The organism is Siccirubricoccus sp. G192 (genome assembly GCF_019084075.1).
In the GTDB taxonomy this organism is placed as follows: Bacteria; Pseudomonadota; Alphaproteobacteria; order Acetobacterales; family Acetobacteraceae; genus G192.
Window position 1 is genome coordinate 2,907,270 of sequence record NZ_JAHREN010000001.1, and the last position, 22,153, is coordinate 2,929,422.

The window sequence follows — 22,153 nt, forward strand, 5'->3', positions numbered from 1 at the left end:
CCTGGTCTGGACCAGCCGAAGCGGTGATTCGACCGGTGCTTGCCGACCATTCACCGCAATCCCCTCGGCCACGACATTCCAGCCGCTTTCCGCGGCTGTGCCGCCAGGCTTCGGCCTTCCAGTCCGCCACATCCGGGGGTTGACCGAAAACGGCATCGGCACGGGCTTTTCCTGCCTTGCAGGCCAGGCCTGCTGTGTGCCGGGAGGCTCGCAGAGCCCGCGACCCATGATGGAACGGCGACGGCGGGCGTCCTGTTGCGGCGCCGGGCCGGATACGCCACCTTCCTGCCCTGGAACCCTGGTGGAGTAGCTGGGATGGCGGATGCCGTGGCCGACAGCGTCGGAGCCTTCGTGCCTGGGCCACGGGTGGAGGTGCCCGGCGCGCCGGCAGGGGGTCTGGCCGGGCTCGGCTTCGCGGTGAAGGACCTCTACGACGTCGCCGGCCACCCCACCACCTATGGCAACCCGGACTGGGGCCGCACCCATCCGCCCGCCGCCGCCACCGCGCCCTGCATCACCGCGCTACTGATGGCGGGCGCGACCCTGCGTGGCAAGACCAGAACGGTCGAACTTGCCTATGGCCTCACCGGCGAGAATGTCTGGCACGGCACGCCGCTGAACCCGGCGGCGCCGGGCCGCTTCCCCGGCGGCTCCTCCTGCGGCTCGGCGGCGGCAGTGGCGGCGGGGCTGGTGGATTTCGCGCTGGGCTCGGATACCGGCGGCTCGGTCCGCATCCCGGCCAGCTATTGCGGCACCTTCGGCATCCGGCCGAGCTGGGGTGCAGTGAATCTCACCGGCGCCTGCGGCCTTGGCCCGAGCTTCGACACCGCCGGCTGGTTCGCCGCCCGTGCTGGCGTGCTGGCGCGGGTGGGCGAGGTGTTGCTGCCGGAGTCGGCCGGGACGGGCGGGCTCGGCCCGCTGCTGAAGCTGGACCAGGCCTGGATGAATGCCGAACCCGCCACCGCCGCGGCGCTGGCCGAGGCGCTGCGGGGCGCCGAGCGGCTGCTCGGCCCGGCGCTGCGGGTGGAGGTGGCGCCGGAGGGGCTCGATGCCCTCTATGAGCATTTCCGCTGCGCCCAGGCGGAGGAGGCCTGGGCCACGCTCGGCAGTTGGATCGAGGCGACGCGGCCAGCCTTCGGCCCGGGCGTGGCCGAGCGATTCGCCGCCGCCCGCACGATGGATCCGGCCAAGGCCGCCGCCGGCCGCGCCTTCCGCCGGCATTTCCAGGCCCGGATGCTAGCGCTGCTGGCTGGCGGCGCTGTCCTGGCCTATCCGACCTCGCCGGTGCCGGCACCACGCCTCGGCATCCCGCTCGCGGACCAGAATGCGGTGCGGGAGCGCAGCATGGGCGTGACCGCCATCGCCGGCCTGGCCGGGCTATGCGAGGTGACGCTGCCGGCCGGGCGGACGGAGGGCGCGCCGGTAGGGTTTTCCCTCGTGGCCGCGCCGGGCCGCGACCGGGCACTGCTGGCATTGGCCGAGGCGCTGGCGGGCGAGATCGGGTTGCCGGTCTAGATGCTGCCGCGCCACCTTGTCCGACTGGACATGGAACGCTAGGCACAAGGGATGCAGATCCGCGACGCCCTGCCGGCCGACCTTCCGGCGATCACTGCCATCTACGCGCATCATGTGCTGCATGGCACCGGCACCTTCGAGGAGGAGCCGCCGCCCGAGGCCGAGATGGCGGGGCGCATCGCCAATGTGCAGCGGCAGGGCTGGGCCTGGCTGGTGGCCGAGGAGGCGGGGGAGATCCTCGGCTTCGCCTATTTCGCCCAGTTCCGGCCGCGCTCCGCCTATCGCTTCGCCGGCGAGGATTCCGTCTATGTCCGCGATGACATCCGCGGCCAGGGCGTCGGCAAGGCGCTGGTGGCGGCGCTGCTGGAACGCGCCGAGGCAGCGGGCTTCCGGCAGATCTTCGCGGTGATCGGGGATTCCGACAATGTCGGCTCGATCGGCCTGCATGTCTCGCTCGGCTTCCGGCAGGCCGGGGTGCTGCGGGCAGCGGGGGTGAAATTCGGCCGCTGGCTCGACGTGGTGTTCATGCAGCGGGCGATCGGCGGTGGGGATCGCGACGTGCCGCAGGCGCCTGCGAAGCCGGGCTGAGTCCGCCCTGGCTGAGGCGATCAGCAGGCGGATTTCCCGCGCGGATGGCGCCGCTGCCGCTACATTCCTCCTTGGCGGTGGCCGAGCGCCGCCCCAAACTGGAGGAAACACCATGTTGAGACGTGCCGTCCTGGCCATGCCGGGGCTGCTGGCCCTTGCCCTCGCCCTGCCGCTTGCTGCCCAGCCGCTGCCCGGCGCGAAGCCCGAGGAGGTGGGGCTCGACCCGCAGCGCCTGGCCCGCATCCGCCCCTTCATCGAGCGCGAGGTGGCGGAAAGCCGCCTGCCCGGCGCCGTGATTATGATCGCGCGCCGCGGCCGGCTGGCCTATGCCGAGGCGATCGGCTTCCGCGACAAGGCGGAAGGCGCGCCCATGCCGCTGGATGCGGTGTTCCGTATCTACTCCATGACCAAGCCCATGACCTCGGTTGCCGCCCTGATGCTGGCGGAGGAGGGGCGGCTGCAGCTCACCGACCCGGTCAGTCGCCACCTGCCTGGCTTCGATCGGTTGCAGGTGAGCGTGGCGCAGCCGAACGCGACCCTTGCCCGCATGGGCTATGCCCTGGTGCCGCAGGCCCGGCAGATGACGCTGCAGGACCTGCTGCGCCACACCTCGGGCCTGACCTATGGCACAAGGACTCAGAACCAGCCGGTCCGGGAGGCCTATGCCAATCTCGGCCTCAATGAATACATGAAGCACAGCCCGGAAGAGTTCACCCGCCGTGTCACCCAGGCACCGCTGGTGCACCAGCCCGGTACCACCTTCGAATACGGCCTCTCCACCGATGTGCTCGGCCGGGTGGTGGAGGTTGTCTCCGGCCAGCGGCTGGAAGCCTTCCTGGAGGAGCGCCTGTTCCGGCCGCTGCGCATGACCGATAGCGGCTTCTGGTCGCCGCCGGAGCAGATCGGGCGGCTGGCCAGGCATCTCGGCGTCGATCCGGCGCAGGGCAACCGGCCGATCTCGATGTTCGATCCCGCGTGGCCACCGGGCAACGCCTCTGGGGGCGGCGGCGGACTTGCCACTGCGGCGGATTATCTCCGCTTCGCCCAGATGCTGGCGAATGGCGGGGTGCTGGACGGGGTGCGCATCCTGTCGCCGGAATCCGTGCGGCTGATGACCGCCGACCACCTGGCCGGCATGGCGCAGCCGACGCCGGTGGGGGTGCTCGGCACGCCGGGCTACGGGTTCGGCCTTGGCTTCGCGGTGCGGCTGCAGGACGGCATCGCCGGCGTGCATGGCAATGCCGGGCAATACATGTGGGCGGGCTATGGCGGCACGCATTTCTGGGTGGACCCGCGGGCGGAACTCGTCGCGGTCTACATGACCGCGGCGCCGAGCGTGGACCGGGCCGCCTATCGGCGGCTGATCCAGCAACTCGTGCATTCGGCCATCGTGGAGTAGCGGAAGATCAGGCGGCGGCGCGGAAGCGTGCTTCCGTCACCGCATCACAGGTCAGCGCCGCCTCGACCGCGGTTCGCCCCGCCGGCGTCGGGGCCAGTGCCACCACCCGCTCGAACCAGGGGCACTGCCCGCGCACCCGGGCCTGGAACAGCCGATCCAGCGCCACGGCGGCCGGCGGGCGGCCGCTGCAGCAACCGCAGGCGGCGGCATGGGGCAGCGAGGGCTCGAAATCCTCCCTTGGCGGAAACCCGCTGGGCAGGGGAGGGACCGGCATCTCGGCCAGGATCGCGGCCGGCGGCCCGGCCGCCAGTGCCGCCGCCAGCGCCGCCGGATTCGTCACCACTACCACCGGCAGGCGGGCATCGAGGGTCCAGGCCAAGGGGCGCTCCGTCTTGTGAGCTAGACATAAGGATATCTTTATGTCATTGACAAGCCCATGGACGACCTCCTGCTCCAATTGCGCGCCGCCGCCGAGCCCACCCGGCTCAGGCTGCTCGCGCTCTGTGCCCGCGGCGCCTTCTGCGTCTCGGATCTCTGCGAGCTGCTGGGCCAGTCCCAGCCGCGCCTCTCGCGCCACCTGAAGCTGCTGGTCGAGGCGGGGTTGCTGGAGCGGGTGCCGGAGGGCGCCAATGTCTATTTCCACCTGCCCGCCGGGGCCGAGCTTGCCCGGCTGATCCTGGCCCACCTGCCGGAGGACGACCCGCAGCTTGCCGCCGACCGCCGCCAGGCCGCCCGCCTTGCCGCCGAAAGGGCGCGCGAGGCCTCCGCCGCCTTCCGCCGCGATGGCGCCGACTGGGATGAGTTACGCGCCCTCGGCCTGCCCGCCGCGGCGATCGAGGCGGCGCTGCTGGCCCTGCTGCCGCCCGCCATCCCCGCCTTCCTCGATATCGGCACCGGCACCGGAAGGCTGCTGGAACTGGTGGCGGAGCGGGCCGGGCGGGCACTAGGCATCGATGCCAGCCGCGACATGCTGGCCCTGGCCCGGGCGCGGCTGGCGGAGCATGGCCTCGCCGGCCGCTGTGCCGTGCGCCAGGCCGATATGTACCGCCTGCCGCTGCCCGATGCCTCCTTCGACGTGGTGGCCCTCCAGATGGTGCTGCACTACGCCGAGGACCCCGCCGCCGCGCTGGCCGAGGCGGCCCGGGTGCTGCGCCCGGACGGGCTGCTGCTGGTGGCCGATCTCGCGCCGCATGACCGCGCCGGGCTGCTGGAGCGCCAGGCACATCGCTGGCCCGGCTTCGACGATGCGGCGCTGGCCGGCTGGCTCGGCGCCGCCGGCTGCGCCGCGCTACCGCCGGTGACGGTGCCGGGGCCGCTCGCTGTGCGGCTCTGGCCGGCACGGCGCGTTCCCGGCATGGCCGCCGCGCCGGCTCCCGCCCTGACTTTTTGACACCTGATCTTTGAAAGAACGCCCCATGGCCCGACCGCATCTGCTCGACGCCCTGAAGGACCGCGTGTTGCTCTGCGACGGCGGCATGGGCAGCCGCGTCCAGGCGCTGACGCTGGATATCGACCGCGACTACTGGGGCAAGGAGAATTGCACCGAGGTGCTGAACCTCTCCCGCCCCGATCTGGTGCGGGACATCCACCGCGGCTATTTCGCCGCCGGTGCCGATATGGTGGAGACCAACAGTTTCGGCGGCAGCGCCGTGACCTTAGGTGAATTCGAGCTGGGCGAGCGCGCCTTCGAGATCAACAAGGTTGCCGCCGAATTGGCGCGCGAAGCGGCGGAGAGCTTCGCCGATGGCCGCCACCGCTGGGTGGTGGGCTCGGTGGGCCCCGGCACCAAGCTGCCGAGCCTCGGCAACATCGCCTATGACCCGCTGGAGGCGGCGCTGACGGAACAGTGTCGCGGGCTGATCGCCGGCGGCGTCGATTGCATCCTGATCGAGACCTGCCAGGACACCCTGCAGATCAAGGCCGCGGTGAACGGCGCCAAGGCGGCGCGGCACGCGGCGGGCACCGATACGCCGATCTTCGTGCAGGTGACGGTCGAGACCACCGGCACCCTGCTGGTCGGCCCCGACATCGCCGCCGCGGCCACGGTGGTGCATGCGCTGGACGTGCCGCTGATCGGCCTCAACTGCGCCACCGGGCCGCAGGAGATGGCCGAGCATATCCGCTGGCTCAGCCAGAACTGGCCCGGCCTGCTCTCCGCCCAGCCCAATGCCGGGCTGCCGGAACTGGTGGACGGCCAGACCCATTACCCGCTCGGCGCCGAGGACATGGCCGGCTGGATGGAGCGCTTCGTCCGCGAGGACGGGCTGAACCTGATCGGCGGCTGCTGCGGCACCTCGGTGCCGCATATCCAGGCGCTGGACGCGATGCTGCGCCGCATCGGCGAGCCCCGGCCGGCGCCGGTGGCGCGGAAATCCTACTGGGTGCCCTCGGTCGCCAGCCTCTATGGTGCGACAGCGCTCAGGCAGGAGAACGCCTATTTCTCCATCGGCGAGCGCTGCAACGCCAATGGCAGCAAGGCCTGGCGGGAACGCCAGGCGTCGCATGACTGGGATGGCTGCGTCGCGATCGGGCGCGAGCAGGTAGGGGAGGGGTCCAACAGCCTCGACATCTGCACCGCCTTCGTCGGCCGCGACGAGGTGGCCGAGATGAACGAGGTGATCCGGCGCTTCACCAGCAGCGTCAACAGCCCGCTGGTGATCGACAGCACCGAGACGCCGGTGATCGAATCCGCGCTGAAGCTGCATGGCGGCAAGCCGATCATCAACTCGATCAATTTCGAGGATGGCGAGAAGGCAGCCACGGACCGGCTGGTGCTGGCCAAGAAATTCGGCACCGCCGTCATCGCCCTGACCATCGATGAGGTGGGCATGGCGAAGACCGCAGAGGACAAGCTCCGCATCGCCCGCCGCCTGGTGGAATTCGCCTGCACGAAGCATGGCCTGCCGCAGAGCGACCTGCTGATCGACCCGCTGACCTTCACCATCGCCACCGGCAACGAGGACGACCGCAAGCTCGGCCAGTGGACGCTGGAGGGGATCCGCATGATCCGGGAGGAATTCCCGGACATCCAGATCATCCTTGGCCTGTCGAACATCTCCTTCGGCCTCAACCCGGCGGCGCGGCACGTGCTGAACAGCGTCTTCCTGGACCATGCCGTGCGCGCCGGCATGACCGGCGCCATCGTGCATGTCAGCAAGATCAAGCCGCTGCACCTGATCCCCGCGGAAGAGGTGCAGGTGGTCGAGGACCTGATCTTCGACCGCCGCCGCGAGGGCTACGACCCCTTGCAGCGGCTTCTGGAGATGTTCTCCGGGCGCAAGGCCGCGGATACGGCGGTGCGCCAGAAGTCCGAGACGGTGGAGGGCCGCCTCAAGGACCGCATCGTGGATGGCGACCGCAAGGGGTTGGAGCAGGAGCTGGCGGATGCGATGGCGCAGGGCCATACGCCGCTCGCCATCATCAACGACATCCTGCTGGACGGCATGAAGGTGGTGGGCGAGCTCTTCGGCGCCGGCAAGATGCAGCTTCCCTTCGTGCTGCAATCCGCCGAGACGATGAAGGCCGCCGTCGCCTGGCTGGAGCCGCATATGGAGCGGGTCGAGGGCCAGGAGAAGGGCACCATCGTGCTCGGCACCGTCAAGGGCGACGTGCACGACATCGGCAAGAACCTGGTCGACATCATCCTGACCAACAACGGCTACAAGGTGGTCAATCTCGGCATCAAGGTGCCGCTGGCCGATATCCTCACGGCGGCCAAGGAGCACCGCGCGCATGCCATCGGCATGTCCGGCCTGCTGGTGAAATCCACCGTGGTGATGCGCGAGAACCTGGAGGAGATGTCGCGCCAGGGCCTCAACATCCCGGTGATGCTCGGTGGCGCCGCGTTGACCCGCAACTATGTCGAGGATGATTGCGTCCGCGCCTATGCCCAGAGCGACCGGCTGGGCCGCGTCGCCTATGCGCGCGACGCCTTCGACGGCCTGCACCTGATGGACCGGGTGATGGGCAATGGCTTCGACGACTACCTGGCCGCCTTGCAGGCGAAGCGTGTCGGCAAGCCGAAGAACGAGAAGCGCGTGCTCGGCACAGCCGATCCGCGCGGCTTCGCCCCGGTCGAGATCGGCTATGCGCAGGAGCGCCGCCGCCGCCTCACCGCCGGCGAGCCGGTGCCCGACCCGCCCTTCTGGGGGCCGCGCGCGATAGAGGCCTCGCCCAAGGCGGTGATCCCCTTCATCAATGAGCGCAGCCTCTATCAATCCCAATGGGGTTTCCGGAAGCAGGGGCGGTCGCTGGATGATTTCCTCGGCTGGGCGAAGCAGGAACTGCGCCCGGTGCTGAAACGCATGCTGGCGATCGCCGAGGCGGACAACATCCTCCGGCCGCAGGCGATCTACGGCTACTGGAAATGCGCCGGCCAGGGCAACGACCTGGTCCTGTTCGAGCAGGATGGCATCACCGAAGCCGCGCGCTTCACCCTGCCGCGCCAGCCGAAGCCGGATGGCGAATGCATCGCCGATCTTGTGCGCGACATCGGCGATGGCCCGCTGGCGCGCGACGTGATTGGCCTGCAGGTGGTCACGGTGGGCCAGAAGGCGAGCGAAGTAGCGCGGGCTTGGTTCGAGGAGAACCGCTACCAGGACTACCTCTACCTGCACGGGCTGTCGGTGGAGATGGCGGAGGCGATGGCCGAATACGTCCACAAGCGCATCCGCGCCGAATGGGGCTTCGCGGCCGAGGACGACCGCGACATGGACAGGATGCTGAGCCAGGGCTACCGCGGCGGTCGCTATTCCTTCGGCTACCCGGCCTGCCCGCGGCTTGAGGACCAGGAGCCCCTGATGCGCCTGCTCCAGGCCGAGCGGATCGGCGTGTCGCTCTCGGATGAATGGCAATTGCACCCGGAGCAATCCACCAGCGCCATCGTCCTGCACCACCCCAGGGCGAAATACTTCTCGGTCTGACCGGGCGGGCCCGGCTTGGGTGCCGGTTCAGGCGTCGCCGACGATCTGAACCACCTCGCCGGTGCCGCCGCAATTCGGGCAGGGCCGGTTCGCCTGCCTGCCGCTGCCATGGCACTCCGGGCAGGACACCATCCCGGTCTGTTTCGAGCCCGGCCTGGCTTGGTCGCCGGGGTTGCGGCGGTCGGTGGATGCGGCTGGCCCGGCCCCATCGGCTCCGGAATCCTCTTCCATGCTGGCCTCCCATCTGCCACTCCGCCCCGAACGGGCCGCAGCCCCTTGCGTTCCGTCCCGCCGGGGGTTGCCCCCGGGGAGCCGCTCGGGGCATGAACCACCCCGCCCTCCGGAGCCGTTTCGCCAGGTGCAAGCCGCAGCCTCCCCACCCGCCCCGCACGGCCGGGCCCCTTGCCGCGCATGAGCCGGGCCGTTCGAACCGCGGCCGGCAGCGTCCTCATTGCCTGCCTCGTGCTGGCGCTCAAGCTTGGCGCCTGGGCGCTGACCGGCAGCGTCGCGCTGCTGGCCGATGCGATGGAGAGCGTGGTGAATGTGGCCGCCGCGCTCGCCGCGTTGGCGGCGGTGCGCTACGCGGCGATGCCGCCGGATGCCAACCACCCCTACGGGCATACCAAGGCGGAATATTTCTCAGCCGTGCTGGAGGGGGCGCTGATCGTCATCGCCGCGGTCGCCATCCTGCACCAGGCCTTGGGCGCCTTCTTCGTGCCGCACGCCCCGGACCAGCCGGCGCTGGGCCTGCTGGTTTCCGGTATTGCCACCGCCATCAATGCCGCCTGGGCCGCGGTGCTGTTCCGCCGCGGCCGCGCCGCCCGGTCGCCGGCGCTGCTGGCCGATGCGCGGCATCTGGTGGCGGATGTCGTCACCTCGGCCGGCGTGCTGGTGGGGGTCGGCATGGTGGCGCTGACGGGGCTGCTCTGGCTCGACCCATTGCTGGCAGCGCTGACCGCGGCGAATATCCTGTGGTCGGGCGGGCGGCTGGTGCGGGAATCGGTCGGCGGCTTGATGGATGAGGCGGTGGAGCCCGGCCTGATGGCCCGCATCCGCAACGGCGTCTCGACCAATGCGGAGGGGGCGATCGAGGCGCATGACCTCCGCACCCGCCATGCCGGGCGGCTGACCTTCATCGAATTCCACCTCGTCGTCCCCGGCGAGATGCGGGTCGAGGAGGCTCATGCCATCTGCGACCGGATCGAGGCGGCGCTGAAGGCCGAGGTCGAGGACGCCATCATCACCATCCATGTTGAGCCGGAGGGCAAGGCGAAGCATCACGGCGTGCTGGTGCTGTGAACGTGCTGGCGGGCGGGGCGGCAGGATGGCGGTTGCAGGAGGCGGACCGGCCCCTGCCTGGCCCAACCGAGCGGCCCGCCGCGCGGCTATCGGCCTGGGCCCCGGCGTTCTCGCTGCTGCTGCATGGCGCGGCGCTGGCCGCGATCCTGCTGCTGCTGCACCGGCCGCCCCCCCAGGCGCCGGCGCCGGAGCAGGCAGTGGAGATCATCTGGCAGCAGGAGGCGGCCGAGGATTCGCTGGTGACGGGCGAAGTCCCTGCGCCGCCCGCACCGGCGGAGGCGGCGGCCCCGCCCGAGCCGGGCCCGCCCCCCAGCGTGCCGCCGCCAGCGCCTGCCGCCATGGCACCACCGCCGCCGCTGCCGCCCCCGGCACAGGCCACCGCCCCTGATCCAGTCCAGGCACCGCCACCCCCGGAAGCGCCAGCCGTTCCGCCGCCGGCCTTGGCCGCCCTCTTGCCACCCCCGCTGCCAGCGCCCATCCCCGCGGTGACGCTGCCGCCCCCACCGGCGCCGGCCATGCCGGAAACTCCGCCGCCCGAGGAGGAGGCACTGCAGGAGCCGCCACTGCCCCTGCCACCACCACCCATGCCGCCGCCGCCGCGCCCTGCGCCGGCCCGGCAGGCGCCGCCTCAGGCCCAACCCCCGCCCCAGCAGGCGGCACCCTCGCCCTGGGGGGCAGGCCCGCCGCCCGTGGCGCTGGGTGGCAGCCGGGTGGTCGGCGCGGTCACGCCGCCTTCGCAGATTCCGGGATTCCGCAACCCGGAACCCGAATACCCCTTCGCCAGCCGCAGCCGCGGCGAGCAGGGCGTGGTCACGGTGCTGCTGCGCATCTCGGAGGCCGGCCAGGTCACGGGGGTCGAGGTGGTGCAGACCTCCGGCCATCCGGCGCTGGACGAGGCGGCGCAACGCGCCGCGCTGCGCTGGCGCTTCCGCCCGGCGCAGCGGGACGGCACGCCGGTCCCTGGCAGTATCCGCACCGCGATCCATTTCCGCTTGCGGCAATAGGGCGCGCAGCATGGTCAAGCTCAACGTGATTACCACCCGCGGCGGCGATGGCGGGGAGACCTCGCTCGGCGACGGCACGCGGCTGCGCAAGGACGCGCTCCGGATCGAGGCGATCGGCGCGGTGGACGAGGCCAATGCCACGATCGGCCTGCTCCGCCTGCATGTGGCCGGCGAGGAGGATGCGATGCTGGTCCGCATCGCGCATGACCTCTTCGACCTCGGCGCCGATCTCTGCGTGCCAGGCCTGGGCGGCGACCGCCTGCGCGTCGCCGCCGCGCAATGCGCCCGGCTGGAGGCGGAGATCGCCGCCATGAATGCCTCGCTGCCGGCGCTCACCAGCTTCGTCCTGCCGGGCGGCACGCCGGGGGCGGCGGCGGCGCATCTCGCCCGCACCGTCACCCGCCGGGCCGAGCGCCTGGTGGTGCGCCTCGCGGCGGCGGAGGCGCTGAACCCGGATGCGGTGCGCTACCTCAACCGGCTTTCCGACCATCTCTTCGTCCTGTCGCGCCGGCTGAACGGCAATGGCGCGGGGGATGTGCTCTGGGTGCCGGGCGGCTCGCGCTAGCCGGGATGCCGCCGGGCCCGCGCACCCTGCTCCTCGCCAATCCGCGGAGCCGGAAGGGCGGCGATGCGGCCATGCTCCTTGGCCTGCTGCGCGATGCCGGGCTCGACCCGATCTGCCCGGCGGAGGTGGCGGGCCAGGGGGGCCGTCGCGCTGATCCGCGCCCATGCCGGCCAGGTGGACCGGGTGGTGCTGGCCGGCGGCGACGGCACCATGAATGCCGCCGCCCCCGCCCTGCTGGAGAGCGGCCTGCCCTTTGGCATCATCCCGATGGGCACCGCCAACGACCTGGCGCGCACCCTGGGGATTCCGGAAGACCCGGCGGCGGCGGCGCGGATCGCCGCGGGCGGGCGGCTGCATGCCATCGATCTCGGCCTGGCCAATGACGTGCCCTTCTTCAACGTGGCCAGCATCGGCTTCGGCGTCGACCTGACACAGGCGCTGACGCGGGATGCCAAGCGGCGCTGGGGCAAGCTCGGCTACCTGGTGGCGGCGCTGCGCGTGCTGGCACGGCTCAGGCCCTTCACCGCCGAGGTCAGTTGTGGCGGGCGGGTGCTGCGCAGCCGCACCGTGCATATCGCGGTCGGCAATGGCCGCCACTATGGCGGCGGCATGACGGTCGGCGAGGATGCGCGGATCGATGACGGCAGGCTGCAGGTCTTCAGCCTGGAGGTCGCCAGCTTCTGGCGCCTGCTGCTGCTGCTGCCCTCGCTCCGCCGCGGCGACCATGGGCGCTGGCAGGAGGTGATGACCGCCGCGGGGCAGGAGCTGGAAATCCGCACCCGGCGCCGCCGCGCCGTCAATACCGATGGCGAGATCACCACCCGCACCCCGGTCCGCTTCCGCCTGCTGCGCGGCGCGGTGCAGGTCTTCGTGCCCGAGGATGCCCCGGCGGAGATGGCAGGCATCAGCGGGCCGCCCCGAGCAGGATGATGCCGGCGCCGAGCAGGCAGACCGCCGCCCCGGCGAGATCCCAGGCGGTGGGCACCTGCCGCTCCACTGCCCAGAGCCAGAGCAGCGAGGCGGCGATATAGACCCCGCCATAGGCGGCATAGGCCCGGCCCGCCGCATCGCTCTCCACCAGTGTCAGCAGCCAGGCGAAACCGGCGAGGCAGGCCAGGCCCGGCAGCAGCCACCAGGCCGAGGCACCCTGCCGCAGCCAGGCCCAGAAGGCGAAGCAGCCGGCGATCTCGGCCAAAGCCGCGCCGGCATAGGCAGGCAGGGCGCTCATCCCTGCCCGTAGCCTGCCTTCGTCACAGCGCGAAACGCGTGCCGACCAGCACGCTGCGGCCCGGGGTGACGAAGCCGTTCACCGGCTCGAAGCGGCTGTTGCCGAGGTTGCGCGCCTCCAGGAACAAGCCGACCTGGTCCCAGGCCTGCCAGGTGGCGGTGAGGTGCAGCACCGTGCCGGCCGGGTTGTTGCGAGGCGTGGGATTGGCCTGCCCGGTATTGTCGTAGCTGGCGAAGGCGCCCTCCGGGCTGGGGCCGGTGAAGAGCAGGGTCGGCGCGATCACCACCCGCGGCAGCGGCGCCAGCCGCGCGGTGAGGCTCACCACATGTTCCGGGCGGCGCGGCAGGCGCTGGTCGGTATTGGCGTCGAAAGCCTCGGTGATGGTCCAGGTGGCCGTGGCCTCCAGCCAGGCGGCGGGGCGCAAGGTCAGGCCAAGCTCGGCGCCGTGGATATTGGCCCGGTCGACATTGGCGAGGGTATCGAAGCCGGCATTGAAGTTGATGAGGTCGCGCACCCGGCTCTGGAAGAAGGTGAAGGAGGGCATGGCGAAATCGGGCCGGCCGAATGCCGCGATATCGGTCTCCGCCCCCACCTCCCAGCCGAAGGAGCGTTCCGGGCGCAGATCCGGATTGCCCTGGAAAAAGCCCGGGATCACGCCGAAGCGCTGGAACAGGGAGGGCGCGGCGAAGCCAGTGCCGGCCGAGGCACGCAACCGCGACGCCAGTTCCGGCACGGCCAGCACGGCGCCGAGCCGCCAGGTGGTGGCATCGGTGAAGCCGGTGGTGGCGTCGTGCCGCAGCCCCGCCGTCAGGTCCAGCCGCTCGAAGAGGCGGTATTGCAGCGTCGCATAGCCGCCGGTGCTGTGCTGCTGCGCATCCACCGTGGTGCGGAAGGGGGGTGCCATTGGCGCTGCGGGCGGATTCCAGCGCATGGGTGATGCCGAAGCCGAGCGTACCATCGCGCAGCGCGCCAAGGCCCGGCAGCCGCAGCGTATTGCCCCAGTCGAGGGTGGTGCGGCTGCCGCGATAGAGGTCATCTGCGGTCGAGCTGCTCACGCTGTCCGGCAGGTTCGTGTAGCGGCGGCGGTCCTCGGTGGCGGCCAGGCGCAGCCCGGTGGTCCAGGCGCCGTCGAAAAGCCGGGTCTCGCCGCGGATCTGGCCGAAATACCGGCGGTCCTCGCCGGAATAGTTCGGATCGTCGCGCGGCACGCTGTCGAGGCCGAGGTTGTTCTGCCGCCAGCGCAGCAACCCCTCGACGCGGGTGCCGGGCTGCGGCGTCCAGCCGAGCCGGGCGGTGCTGGCGGCGCCGCGGAAGCCGTCGCGCTCGCCGATGTTCGGCAGGCGCGGCGCGATGGTGTTGAAGCCCTGGGTGCTGACGGATTGGCCCGAAAGCAGGTAGTCGAAGGCGCCCAGCGTGCCGGTGGCGCCGAGCCCGCCGCGCAGCGTCCGCTGCGTGCCGCCGGCCAGCTCGCCATAGGGGGCGAAGGCGCGGTCGGGCGGAGCGCGCCGCGTCACCAGATTGACCACGCCGCCGATCGCGGCGGAGCCATAGAGGGCCGAGGCGGGGCCGCGCACCACCTCGATCCGCTCCACGTCGAAAAGCAGGTCATTGCCGAAATTGAAGGCGCCGTTCGGCTCCGCGGGGTCGTTGACCGGCACGCCATCCAGCAGCACCAGGACGCTGCGGCTGCTGTTGCCACGCAGGAAGCCGCTGGCCTGCTGCCCCAGCCCGCCGGTCTGGGCAATGCGGAAGCCCGGCACCGCAGCCAGCGCCTCCGGCAGGCTCTGGTAGCCACGTTCCTCGATCTGCTGGCGGGTGATGACGGTGATCGCGGCCGGCACCCGTTCCTGCGGCGTCGGCACGCGGGTGGCGGTGACGATGGTATCGGGGATGGCCTGCTGCGCATGGGCAGGGGGGGTGAAGCCCAGGGCGAGGGCGAGGGGCAGAAGGCGTCGCATCGGTTCCTCCGTGCGGACATGACGACACGCCCCGTCCCGGGAACCCGGAACGGGACAAGGAACGTCGTTCCCGCATGCGGAGGACGCATCGCCAGGGGGCGATGCGGTCCCTTGGCGATGCGATGCGGCGAGCCCCTGTGGAGCGCGCCGCAGCCGCATGGCCCTTCCGTTGCGCCGGTCTACCCCGCCCGGCACGCGCGAGACGGCTCTGCGCCGGCCGGTCTCCTGGCTCGCGGTGTTGCCGCTGCGGCCTGGCCTCGCCCCGGAGGGCGATTGGGTGGTCGCAGCGGCGAAGGGGGGTTCCGCCTTCTCACGCCCCAGGTGAAGCCCCTGGGCGCGCAATGGCATGCTGGAACCCGCTCACCGCCTACAGTTGCGGGGGCAGCCGCGGCCTGGACCCGGCTTCCGCCGTGCCGTTCCGCGTTCCCGTTTCAGCCCTTGCGGGCCACCGGCGCATGCGGCGGCTTTAGCAGAGTCAGAAGAGCCAGCCCAGGGCCTTCACGCCGAAGAAGCAGAGCGTGCCCAGCACCGCGGTGGCGAAGGCGCAGCCCGCCAGGGTGATCGCCATGCCCCAGCCGGTGGTGCGGTTGTCGTGCTCCACGAGGCCAAGCGCCATGATGATATTGCCGAAGGCCGGCGGGCCATTGGTGCCCGGCCCCGGCAGGATCAGCATGATCGCCACATAGGCGGTGAGCCAGCCGAAGAACCGGTCGCCCAGCGGCGAGGTGAAGATGCCCGGCCGCGGCTTCACATACTGCTCCACCTTGCGCAGCCACTTGGTGGAGGCGCCGGTGAGTCGCAGCAGATCCGCCCGCTTGATGCTCTGCTTCGCGATGAAGCGTGGCAGCTTCGGCGTCCGCCGGCCGAACCCCATCTGCACGCCGAGCACCAGCATCGGCAGGCCGAAGACCGAGGCCATGCCGGGCAGCAGCGAGGGCAGGCAGAGCAGCAGGATCAGCAGGCCGAAGGCACGGTCGCCGAAAGCCTCCGCCATCTCGCCTAGCGTGATGCGCTCGCCCGGGCAACGAGCCGCCACCTCCGCCACGATGCGCGAAATTGGCGCTCCTTCACCGTCATGGCAGCCCTGCGGCAACGCCACGACGAGTGGGGCCTCGACGTTTCCGTCCATTCCCGGTTTCTGACCCTTCGTCCCAGAGGGTGGCGCCCCGGACAAGGAGGCCACCGCGTAAGCCTTGCCGCCCGCAACCTCTTTCCGGGATCGAGACGGCGGGCCAGAGATTATGCGGAAGCGGCTGTCGATGCACTGCAATTCTGGCGCTGGCAAGGGTGGCCGGCCGGGCAAATCGCCGGCCGGCCCCGGGCCTCAACCGCCGGTGAAGGCAGGCTTGCGCTTTTCCATGAAGGCACGGCGGCCCTCCCGGTAATCGGCGCTATCGAAGCAGGCGGCCATGGCGGCGCGGAGCGCACCCATGTCGCGGTCCGCCCGGTCCTGCAGCACGGATTTCACCGTGAGCTTGTTGGTGGTGAGGGAGAGCGGCGCATTGGCCGCCATGGTGGCGGCCAGCTTCGCCACCACGGCATCGAGCTCGGCCACCGGCACCACCTTGTTGACCAGGCCGAAGCGCTCGGCCTCGGCGGCGGCGAAGCGGTCGCCGGTCATCAGGATCATGTTGGCATGCGCGGGCCCGACCAGATCGACCAGCGCGCGCACCATGTCGAAGCCATAGGCGATGCCGAGCCTGGCTGCCGGGATGCCGAATTGGCTGTCATCGGAGGCGATGCGGATATCGGTCGACATCGCGATGCCAAGCCCGCCACCCATGCAGAAGCCGCGGATCTGGGCGATCACCGGCTTGCGGAAGGCGGCGAGCTTGGCGCGACCGGCGCTGGTGAGGCGGTCGTATTCGGCCTGCGCGTCGGCATTGGCGCGGTTCTTCTCGAACTGGCTGATATCGGCGCCGGAGACGAAGGCCTTGTCGCCCGCGCCCTGCAGCACCACGCAGCGCACGGAGGGGTCCTCGGCGAAGAGGTCGAGCGCGCTGCCCATGCCGCCCCACATGTCCACCGACATGGCGTTGCGCTTTTCCGGCTGGTTGAACACCACCCGGCCGACGCCGCCCTCGATGCTCGCCAGGATCTTGCCGGCTGCGAATCCCATCCTGCTCATGGTCAGCCGAGCGCTCCCTTGGCCTTGAGGTTCCTGATCTCACCCTCGGACAGCCCGGCTTCCGCCAGGATCTCCGCGCCGTGCTCGCCGAGTTCCGGCACGTCGCGATAGACGCCGGTCTCCAACCCCTCGATGTTCAGCGGGCTGGCGACCACCTTGATGTCGCCCCGCTTCCGGTGCCGCATCGGCATCGCCATCCCGAGGTGCTGCACCTGCGGATCGGCGAAGACCTCGGCGATGTTGTTCACCGGGCCGCAGGGGATGCCCACCTCCTCCAGCTTGGCGATCCACCATTCGGAGGGCTGTGTCCGCGTCACTTCCGCCACCGCGGCATTGACCCGGGCGCGGTCCTTGCTGCGGCCGGAAGCGGTCTTCCACTCCGGCACCTGCAACCATTCCTCCTTGCCCGCCGCCTTGCAGAAGATTTCCCACAATTTCGCGGAGGAGGCGGCGATGTTGATCGGCTTGTCGGCGGTCGGGAAGACGCCCATCGGGATGTTCACGGGGTGGTCGTTGCCCGCCTGGCCCGCGACCTCGCCATCCATCAGGTAGCGGCTGGCCTGGAAGTCCAGCATGAAGACCTGGGCCTCCAGCAGGGAGGTATGGACATAGCCGCCCTTGCCGGTCCGCTCGCGGTCATAGAGCTTCATCATGACGCCGAGCGCCAGCAGGTTGCCGGCGGTGAGGTCGTCGATCGGGATGCCGACGCGCATCGGGCCGCGGCCGGGCTCACCGGTGATGCTCATCAGGCCGCCCATGCCCTGGGCGATCTGGTCGACGCCGCCGCGCTTGGAATAGGGCCCGGTCTGGCCGAAGCCGGAGATCGAGGCGTAGATGAGCCGCGGGTTGAGTTCCTTCAGGTCGTCATAGGCGATCTTCAGGCGGTGCTTCACCTGCATCCGCATGTTCTCGACCAGGATATCGGCGGTCGCGGCCAGCTTTAGGAAGGCGGCGTGGCCGTCCGGATTCTTCAGGTCGAGCGCGATGGCGCGCTTGTTGCGGTGCAGGTTGACGCTGTCGAAGCCATCGCGCGGGCCGCCGAGGCCGTCATTGGTGCCCGGCGGCTCCACCCGGATGATGTCGGCGCCCCAATCCGCCAGGTGCCGCACGCAGGTGGGGCCGGCGCGGGCGAGGGTCAGGTCGAGCACGCGCAGGCCCGCGAGCGGCAGGCGCGCCTCCTGCATGAGTTTCGGGTCGGTGGGGCTTTCTGGCATCGGACAATCCTCCGTCGGGCCGCAGACTAGGGCGGGCCCGCCCGGAGGGCTAGAGCGGTTCCGTCTGGCCCTTGCTCAGGGGTCCCGCTCTAGCAGGTTGTTCGTAAAGGCGTTTTTCCTCGGGGCCGAGTCGCCAGCCGGCGGGGCCGCAGGAGACCCTCAGGCGCTTGCCGCTCCTTCAAGGATGCTGCCGAAGCGCTGCCAGGTCTGCCCCGTCCATTTCTGCAACTGCATCTGGCGGATCGGGTGGTAGTTGGTCGGGCTGGTATTGACCCGAATGCCGGGCAGCAGGACCGGAACCTCCAGATCCCGGATGTTCGTCGCCTGCTTCATGACGTTCTCGCGCGAGAAATCGCCACCGCATTGCTTCAGCACATGGAGCATCGCGGTGCTGACGCCATAGGCGGTGACATAGCTGGAATCCTCGCGGTCGGCATCCGGCAGGTACTTGTCCAGGAAGGCATGCCATTGCTGCATGCCGGGGTCCTCGCGCCAGGCGGCGTCATTGGCCACCTTGAGATAGGCCGAGGTGATGATGCCGAGCGCCTTCTCCGGCCCGGCCGGATTGATGACGCTGCCGATCGAGATCGAGACGTTGGTCAGGTAGTGCAGTGGCTGCCAGCCGACATCATGCACCTTCCGGATGGACTGGGCGGCGGACTTGGGCGTGGCCGCGGTGACCAGAACCTCCGCCCCGCTCGCCTTAAGCGTCACGATCTGGGAATCGATGGTCGGATCGGTGACTTCGAAGGAAGCGGTGGTGGCCAGGCTGTCGAAGCGCTCACCCAGCACGTCGCGGAGGCCGGCCAGGTAGTCCTTGCCGAAATCGTCGTTCTGATAGAGCACCGCGATCCTGGCGCCCGGCCGCTGCTCCAGCATGTGGCGGGCGTAGATCCGCGCCTCGGTCCGGTAGCTCGGCTGATAGCCGATGGTCCAGGGATGCTCCTGGTAGTCACCCCATTTGTCGGCGCCGGTCGCCAGGAACAGATGCGGCACCTTGCGCTGGTTGACATAGCGCACGATCGCCGAGTTGCTCGGCGTGCCGAGCGTGTTGAACAGGAAGGCGACGCGGTCCTGCTCGATCAGGCGGCGCACCTGCTCCACGGTCTTGGGTGGGCTGTAGCCATCATCGTAGCTGATGAAATTGATGCGCCGCCCGGCGACGCCGCCCTGCTCGTTGACCATCCTGAAGAAGGCCTGCTCGCAGCGGCCGATCACCCCATAGGCGGAGGCGGGGCCGCTATAGGGCATGGTATTGCCGATCTTGATCTCATCGGCGGTGACGCCCGGCGTCTCGGCGGCGCGCAGGATGGCCGGCCTTGCCAGGGTGGCGAAGGCGGTTCCAGCCAGGAATGAACGGCGGTGCAGCATGGACATCGGCTCTCCCTCGACTTGCCAGGCCTGTGGCGGCAAGGGGCCGGGCAGGGATGTCCCGGGCAGGCCGCCGGACGGGCGACACGGGTTGCGCCGGCACGGCGGTCCCGCGATCCTGGCGCGGGCAGACTGGACCAGGCGGGGAGGGCGGTGCGATCACCGCTCCGCGACCGGAACTGGCCCGGCCCATGCGCCTTGGCTCAGGCCAGGACGGCGATGGCGTTGATCTCGATCAGCGCATCGGGGGTGGTGAATTTGCTCACCTCCACCATGGTGGAGGCCGGTGCCTCGCCGGTGAAGTATTCCCGCCGCACCTTATGGATCTCCGGGAAGTGCTCCATGTTGCGGATATAGACATCGACCCGGCAGATGTCGTCGAGCGTGCCGCCGGCCGCCTCCACCGCGGATTTGAGGTTCTCGCAGACCTGGCGGGTCTGCGCCTCGATATCGCCCGGCCCCACCATGCGGCCATCCGGCCCCTTGGCCAGCATGCCGGAGATGAAGACCAGCCGCCCCTTCGCCTCCACCATGGTGGCCTGGGCGAAATGGCCGCTGGGCTTCGGCAGGCGGTCGGAGACGATGTTCCGCTTCGGCATGGTGTTTCCTCCGGTTCAGGGGGAAGCCCTGGCAGCGCCTCCGAGTGTGGCGGCTGCATGGCCGGGGCCGCAAGCTTGCGGCCGCAGCGCCCGGCCTTGATCTGCCGCAGGACGCGCACGCCGCCCCCGAAATGCGCTATCCCGCCGCCGCATGGACCCTGTCGATCTTGCCCTCTGCCTGGCCGTCGATGTTTCGGCCAGCGTGGATTTCGACGAATTCGGCCTGATGGCCGGCGGCTATGCCGCCGCCTTCCGGGATACCGGGATCGGCGCCCTCTGCGCCGCCGGGCCGCATGGGGCCGTGGCCGTGGCGATGCTGTTCTGGTCGGGCATGACGCCGGGCCCGGAACTCGCCGTGCCCTGGCTGCGGCTGGACGGCCCGGCCACCGCCGCCGGCTTTGCCGATGCCATCGATGCCGCTCCGCGCCAGCCGCTGCCCGGCGCCACGGCGCTGGGGGAGGGGATGGCCGCCGGCCTCGCCCTGCTGGCCCGCTGCCCGGCCGAGGCCACGCGGCTGGTGCTGGATGTCTCCGGCGATGGCCGGCACAACCAGGGCCGCCCGCCCGGCCCGGTGCGGGATATCGGCGTCGCCGCCGGCGTCACCCTCAACGCGCTGGCGGTGCTGAACGAGGAGCCGGACCTGCTGGAGCACTACCGGGCGGAGGTGATCGGCGGCCCCGGCAGTTTCGCCATGGCCTGCCCGGACTATGCGGCCTTCGCCGACGCCATCCGCGAGAAGCTGCGGCGCGAGATCACCGGCCTTCTCCTTGCGCGCCGGGATGGGCTATCTGCGCTGTCCTCCTGAAGGTGTGCCGAACCCCCATGCTGCTGCTCATTCCCGGCCCGGTGCAGACCCGCCCAGAGACCCGCGCCGCCATGGCCGCGGATATCGCCCCCTGGGACCATGATTTCCGCCCGGTCTATTCCGGCATCCGCGAAAGGGTCCGGGACCTCGCCGGCGGTGACGAGGGTGTCCATGCCACCCTGCCGCTGCAGGGCTGCGGGCATTTCATCATGGAGGCGACGCTCCGCAGCTTCATCCCGGCAGGTGGCAAAGTGCTGATCCCGCTGAACGGCAGCTATGCGGAACGCGCGGCGCGGCTGGCGCGCGAGGCGGGGCGCCAGGTGGTGGCCTTGCGCGGCCCCGACACGCGGCCGGTAACGCCTGTGGAAGTGGCCGCGGCGCTGGCCGCCGACCCCGGCATCTCCCATGTCGCGATGATCCACAACGAGACGGGCAGCGGCATCGTCAACGACCCGGCGGCGATCGGGCCGGTGGTGCGGGCGGCGGGGCGGCGGCTGATCCTGGATTCCGTCTCCGGCTTCGGCGCGCTGCCCTTCTCCCTGGCCGACCATCCGGAATGCGATGCGGTGGTCTTCACGTCAGGCAAATGCCTGGAGGGGATGCCCGGCATCGGCTTCGCCGTGGCGCGGATCGACCGGGTGGAGGCGGCTGCGGGCAATGCCGGCTCCTGGGCCTTCGACCTGGCGGATGTCTACCGGCATGCGCTGCGGGCTGGCTGGGGCAGCTTCCGCTTCACCCCGCCGGTGCAGGCGCTGGCCGCCTTCGCCGTCGCGCTCGACCTGCATGCGGCGGAGGGCGGGCAGCCGGCGCGGCTGGCGCGCTACACCGAGAACATGCGCGTGCTGTATGAGGGTGTGCAGGCCCTCGGCCTCACGCCCTATCTGGAGGCGCGGCACCAGGGGCCGGTGATCGTCACCGTCCACCAGCCTGCCGATGCGGGTTTCGAATTGCAGCGCTTCGTGGATGCGCTGAAGGCCCGCGGCGTGCTGATCAGCAATTTCCACAACACCAAGGCACCCACCTTCCGGGTGGGCTGCATCGGTGCGGTCACGCCGGAGGATATGCGCCGCGCCGTCCGGGCAATGGGCGAGGCTCTCGATGCATTGGGCGTCAGGCGGCGCGAGGCGGCCTGACGGGGCTGCGGCGGCATCGATACGGCCCGCCGCATCATTCCGGCTTGATCCCCGCTGCCTGCGCCACGCGGTGTCAGCGCGCGATCTCCGCCTGGAAGGCGCGGCTACGCCTTCCGCTTCGCCGCCTTGCCGACCCGGTGCCCGGCCGCCTCCAGCGCGGCCAGGCGGGCGGGCAAGGCCGCCCGGATCGCCTTCCGGGCATCCTTGTCCTTGGCCTTCTTCCAGCCCTTCTTCTCCGGCCTGGTCATGCCGCAGCCGAAGCACCAGCCGGTCTCCGGGTCGTAGCGGCAGACATCGATGCAGGGACTTGCCATGCAACCCGAAGCGCCAGCGCGGCAGTGGGTTCCGGCGGGTATTCCCGGCGGCGCTTGCCGGCAGCCGGCCGGGGCGATAAGCGCGGGGGCATTCCCCGGGAGGATTCCGCC

General features: G+C 70.7%; 22 protein-coding genes, 1 pseudogene and 1 riboswitch. Of the genes and pseudogenes, 12 read left to right on the forward strand and 11 right to left on the reverse strand.

What is annotated here, in order from left to right:
- The first annotated feature begins 315 nt into the window (after nucleotides 1–315).
- The 3 genes from KSF81_RS13920 to KSF81_RS13930 all read left to right on the forward strand — a co-directional run bounded on the left by KSF81_RS13920 (nucleotide 316) and on the right by KSF81_RS13930 (nucleotide 3,502).
- Nucleotides 316–1,515, forward strand: a complete 1,200-nt coding sequence (locus tag KSF81_RS13920) for an amidase (protein ID WP_217379498.1) — start codon at nucleotides 316–318, stop codon at nucleotides 1,513–1,515.
- A 51-nt stretch (nucleotides 1,516–1,566) separates the two neighbouring features.
- Nucleotides 1,567–2,103 carry a GNAT family N-acetyltransferase gene (locus tag KSF81_RS13925; protein WP_217379499.1) on the forward strand — a complete coding sequence of 179 codons (537 nt, stop codon included), beginning with the start codon at nucleotides 1,567–1,569 and terminating at the stop codon, nucleotides 2,101–2,103.
- A 112-nt stretch (nucleotides 2,104–2,215) separates the two neighbouring features.
- Nucleotides 2,216–3,502 carry a serine hydrolase gene (locus KSF81_RS13930; protein WP_217379500.1) on the forward strand — a complete coding sequence of 429 codons (1,287 nt, stop codon included), beginning with the start codon at nucleotides 2,216–2,218 and terminating at the stop codon, nucleotides 3,500–3,502.
- Between the two features lie 7 nt (nucleotides 3,503–3,509).
- On the opposite strand, the gene KSF81_RS13935 is transcribed toward KSF81_RS13930, so the two are convergent.
- The gene (locus tag KSF81_RS13935; protein ID WP_254453518.1) at nucleotides 3,510–3,881 is read right to left on the reverse strand and encodes a hypothetical protein; all 372 of its coding nucleotides are present in this window, start codon (nucleotides 3,879–3,881) and stop codon (nucleotides 3,510–3,512) included.
- A 57-nt stretch (nucleotides 3,882–3,938) separates the two neighbouring features.
- Between KSF81_RS13935 and KSF81_RS13940 the strand changes: the two genes are divergently transcribed.
- Nucleotides 3,939–4,892, forward strand: coding sequence for a metalloregulator ArsR/SmtB family transcription factor (locus KSF81_RS13940; RefSeq protein WP_217379501.1), 954 nt, complete (start codon nucleotides 3,939–3,941; stop codon nucleotides 4,890–4,892).
- A gap of 25 nt (nucleotides 4,893–4,917) precedes the next feature.
- Nucleotides 4,918–8,424 carry a methionine synthase gene (gene metH / locus KSF81_RS13945; RefSeq protein WP_217379502.1) on the forward strand — a complete coding sequence of 1,169 codons (3,507 nt, stop codon included), beginning with the start codon at nucleotides 4,918–4,920 and terminating at the stop codon, nucleotides 8,422–8,424.
- Between the two features lie 27 nt (nucleotides 8,425–8,451).
- On the opposite strand, the gene KSF81_RS13950 is transcribed toward metH, so the two are convergent.
- Nucleotides 8,452–8,655: a hypothetical protein gene (locus KSF81_RS13950; protein WP_217379503.1), complete on the reverse strand. Its 204-nt coding sequence runs from the start codon at nucleotides 8,653–8,655 to the stop codon at nucleotides 8,452–8,454.
- A 180-nt stretch (nucleotides 8,656–8,835) separates the two neighbouring features.
- Between KSF81_RS13950 and KSF81_RS13955 the strand changes: the two genes are divergently transcribed.
- From KSF81_RS13955 to KSF81_RS13970, 4 genes are all read left to right on the forward strand, one after another.
- Nucleotides 8,836–9,723 (forward strand): cation diffusion facilitator family transporter, encoded by an 888-nt coding sequence (locus KSF81_RS13955; RefSeq protein WP_217379504.1) that lies wholly within the window; start codon nucleotides 8,836–8,838, stop codon nucleotides 9,721–9,723.
- Between the two features lie 32 nt (nucleotides 9,724–9,755).
- Nucleotides 9,756–10,727 (forward strand): energy transducer TonB, encoded by a 972-nt coding sequence (locus KSF81_RS13960; RefSeq protein ID WP_217379505.1) that lies wholly within the window; start codon nucleotides 9,756–9,758, stop codon nucleotides 10,725–10,727.
- 10 nt (nucleotides 10,728–10,737) lie between these two features.
- Nucleotides 10,738–11,292 (forward strand): cob(I)yrinic acid a,c-diamide adenosyltransferase, encoded by a 555-nt coding sequence (locus KSF81_RS13965; protein ID WP_217379506.1) that lies wholly within the window; start codon nucleotides 10,738–10,740, stop codon nucleotides 11,290–11,292.
- A 93-nt stretch (nucleotides 11,293–11,385) separates the two neighbouring features.
- A complete protein-coding gene (locus KSF81_RS13970) occupies nucleotides 11,386–12,222 on the forward strand; it encodes a lipid kinase (protein WP_254453519.1) in 837 nt (278 codons plus the stop codon).
- On the opposite strand, the gene KSF81_RS13975 is transcribed toward KSF81_RS13970, so the two are convergent.
- Nucleotides 12,197–12,520, reverse strand: coding sequence for a YnfA family protein (locus KSF81_RS13975; RefSeq protein WP_217379508.1), 324 nt, complete (start codon nucleotides 12,518–12,520; stop codon nucleotides 12,197–12,199). The two genes, KSF81_RS13970 and KSF81_RS13975, sit on opposite strands and share 26 nt — an antisense overlap.
- 22 nt (nucleotides 12,521–12,542) lie before the next feature.
- Nucleotides 12,543–13,424, reverse strand: a complete 882-nt coding sequence (locus KSF81_RS13980) for a TonB-dependent siderophore receptor (protein WP_217379509.1) — start codon at nucleotides 13,422–13,424, stop codon at nucleotides 12,543–12,545.
- A 320-nt stretch (nucleotides 13,425–13,744) separates the two neighbouring features.
- Here KSF81_RS13980 and KSF81_RS13985 point away from each other — a divergent pair, with 320 nt between their 5' ends.
- Nucleotides 13,745–13,918: a hypothetical protein gene (locus KSF81_RS13985; RefSeq protein ID WP_217379510.1), complete on the forward strand. Its 174-nt coding sequence runs from the start codon at nucleotides 13,745–13,747 to the stop codon at nucleotides 13,916–13,918.
- A gap of 137 nt (nucleotides 13,919–14,055) precedes the next feature.
- On the opposite strand, the pseudogene KSF81_RS32140 reads toward KSF81_RS13985, so the two are convergent.
- From KSF81_RS32140 to KSF81_RS14015, 6 genes and pseudogenes are all read right to left on the reverse strand, one after another.
- Nucleotides 14,056–14,637, reverse strand: a pseudogene (locus tag KSF81_RS32140) (TonB-dependent receptor); the annotation flags it as partial.
- A 38-nt stretch (nucleotides 14,638–14,675) separates the two neighbouring features.
- Nucleotides 14,676–14,946, reverse strand: a riboswitch (cobalamin riboswitch).
- A 7-nt stretch (nucleotides 14,947–14,953) separates the two neighbouring features.
- Nucleotides 14,954–15,607 carry an exopolysaccharide biosynthesis protein gene (locus KSF81_RS13995; RefSeq protein WP_217379511.1) on the reverse strand — a complete coding sequence of 218 codons (654 nt, stop codon included), beginning with the start codon at nucleotides 15,605–15,607 and terminating at the stop codon, nucleotides 14,954–14,956.
- Between the two features lie 195 nt (nucleotides 15,608–15,802).
- A complete protein-coding gene (locus tag KSF81_RS14000) occupies nucleotides 15,803–16,606 on the reverse strand; it encodes an enoyl-CoA hydratase (RefSeq protein ID WP_217379512.1) in 804 nt (267 codons plus the stop codon).
- Between the two features lie 2 nt (nucleotides 16,607–16,608).
- A complete protein-coding gene (locus KSF81_RS14005; RefSeq protein WP_254453520.1) occupies nucleotides 16,609–17,820 on the reverse strand; it encodes a CaiB/BaiF CoA-transferase family protein in 1,212 nt (403 codons plus the stop codon).
- A 159-nt stretch (nucleotides 17,821–17,979) separates the two neighbouring features.
- The gene (locus KSF81_RS14010) at nucleotides 17,980–19,191 is read right to left on the reverse strand and encodes an ABC transporter substrate-binding protein (protein WP_217379513.1); all 1,212 of its coding nucleotides are present in this window, start codon (nucleotides 19,189–19,191) and stop codon (nucleotides 17,980–17,982) included.
- Between the two features lie 203 nt (nucleotides 19,192–19,394).
- Nucleotides 19,395–19,790, reverse strand: a complete 396-nt coding sequence (locus KSF81_RS14015; RefSeq protein ID WP_217379514.1) for a RidA family protein — start codon at nucleotides 19,788–19,790, stop codon at nucleotides 19,395–19,397.
- A 151-nt stretch (nucleotides 19,791–19,941) separates the two neighbouring features.
- Here KSF81_RS14015 and KSF81_RS14020 point away from each other — a divergent pair, with 151 nt between their 5' ends.
- Both KSF81_RS14020 and KSF81_RS14025 read left to right on the forward strand, forming a co-directional pair.
- Nucleotides 19,942–20,595, forward strand: coding sequence for a DUF1194 domain-containing protein (locus KSF81_RS14020; RefSeq protein WP_217379515.1), 654 nt, complete (start codon nucleotides 19,942–19,944; stop codon nucleotides 20,593–20,595).
- Between the two features lie 17 nt (nucleotides 20,596–20,612).
- Complete coding sequence (locus tag KSF81_RS14025) at nucleotides 20,613–21,728, forward strand: 2-aminoethylphosphonate--pyruvate transaminase (RefSeq protein ID WP_217379516.1); 1,116 nt, start codon at nucleotides 20,613–20,615, stop codon at nucleotides 21,726–21,728.
- A gap of 104 nt (nucleotides 21,729–21,832) precedes the next feature.
- Here KSF81_RS14025 and KSF81_RS14030 read toward each other — a convergent pair whose 3' ends face one another.
- Nucleotides 21,833–22,042 (reverse strand): DUF1289 domain-containing protein, encoded by a 210-nt coding sequence (locus tag KSF81_RS14030; RefSeq protein ID WP_217379517.1) that lies wholly within the window; start codon nucleotides 22,040–22,042, stop codon nucleotides 21,833–21,835.
- Nucleotides 22,043–22,153 lie beyond the last annotated feature (111 nt).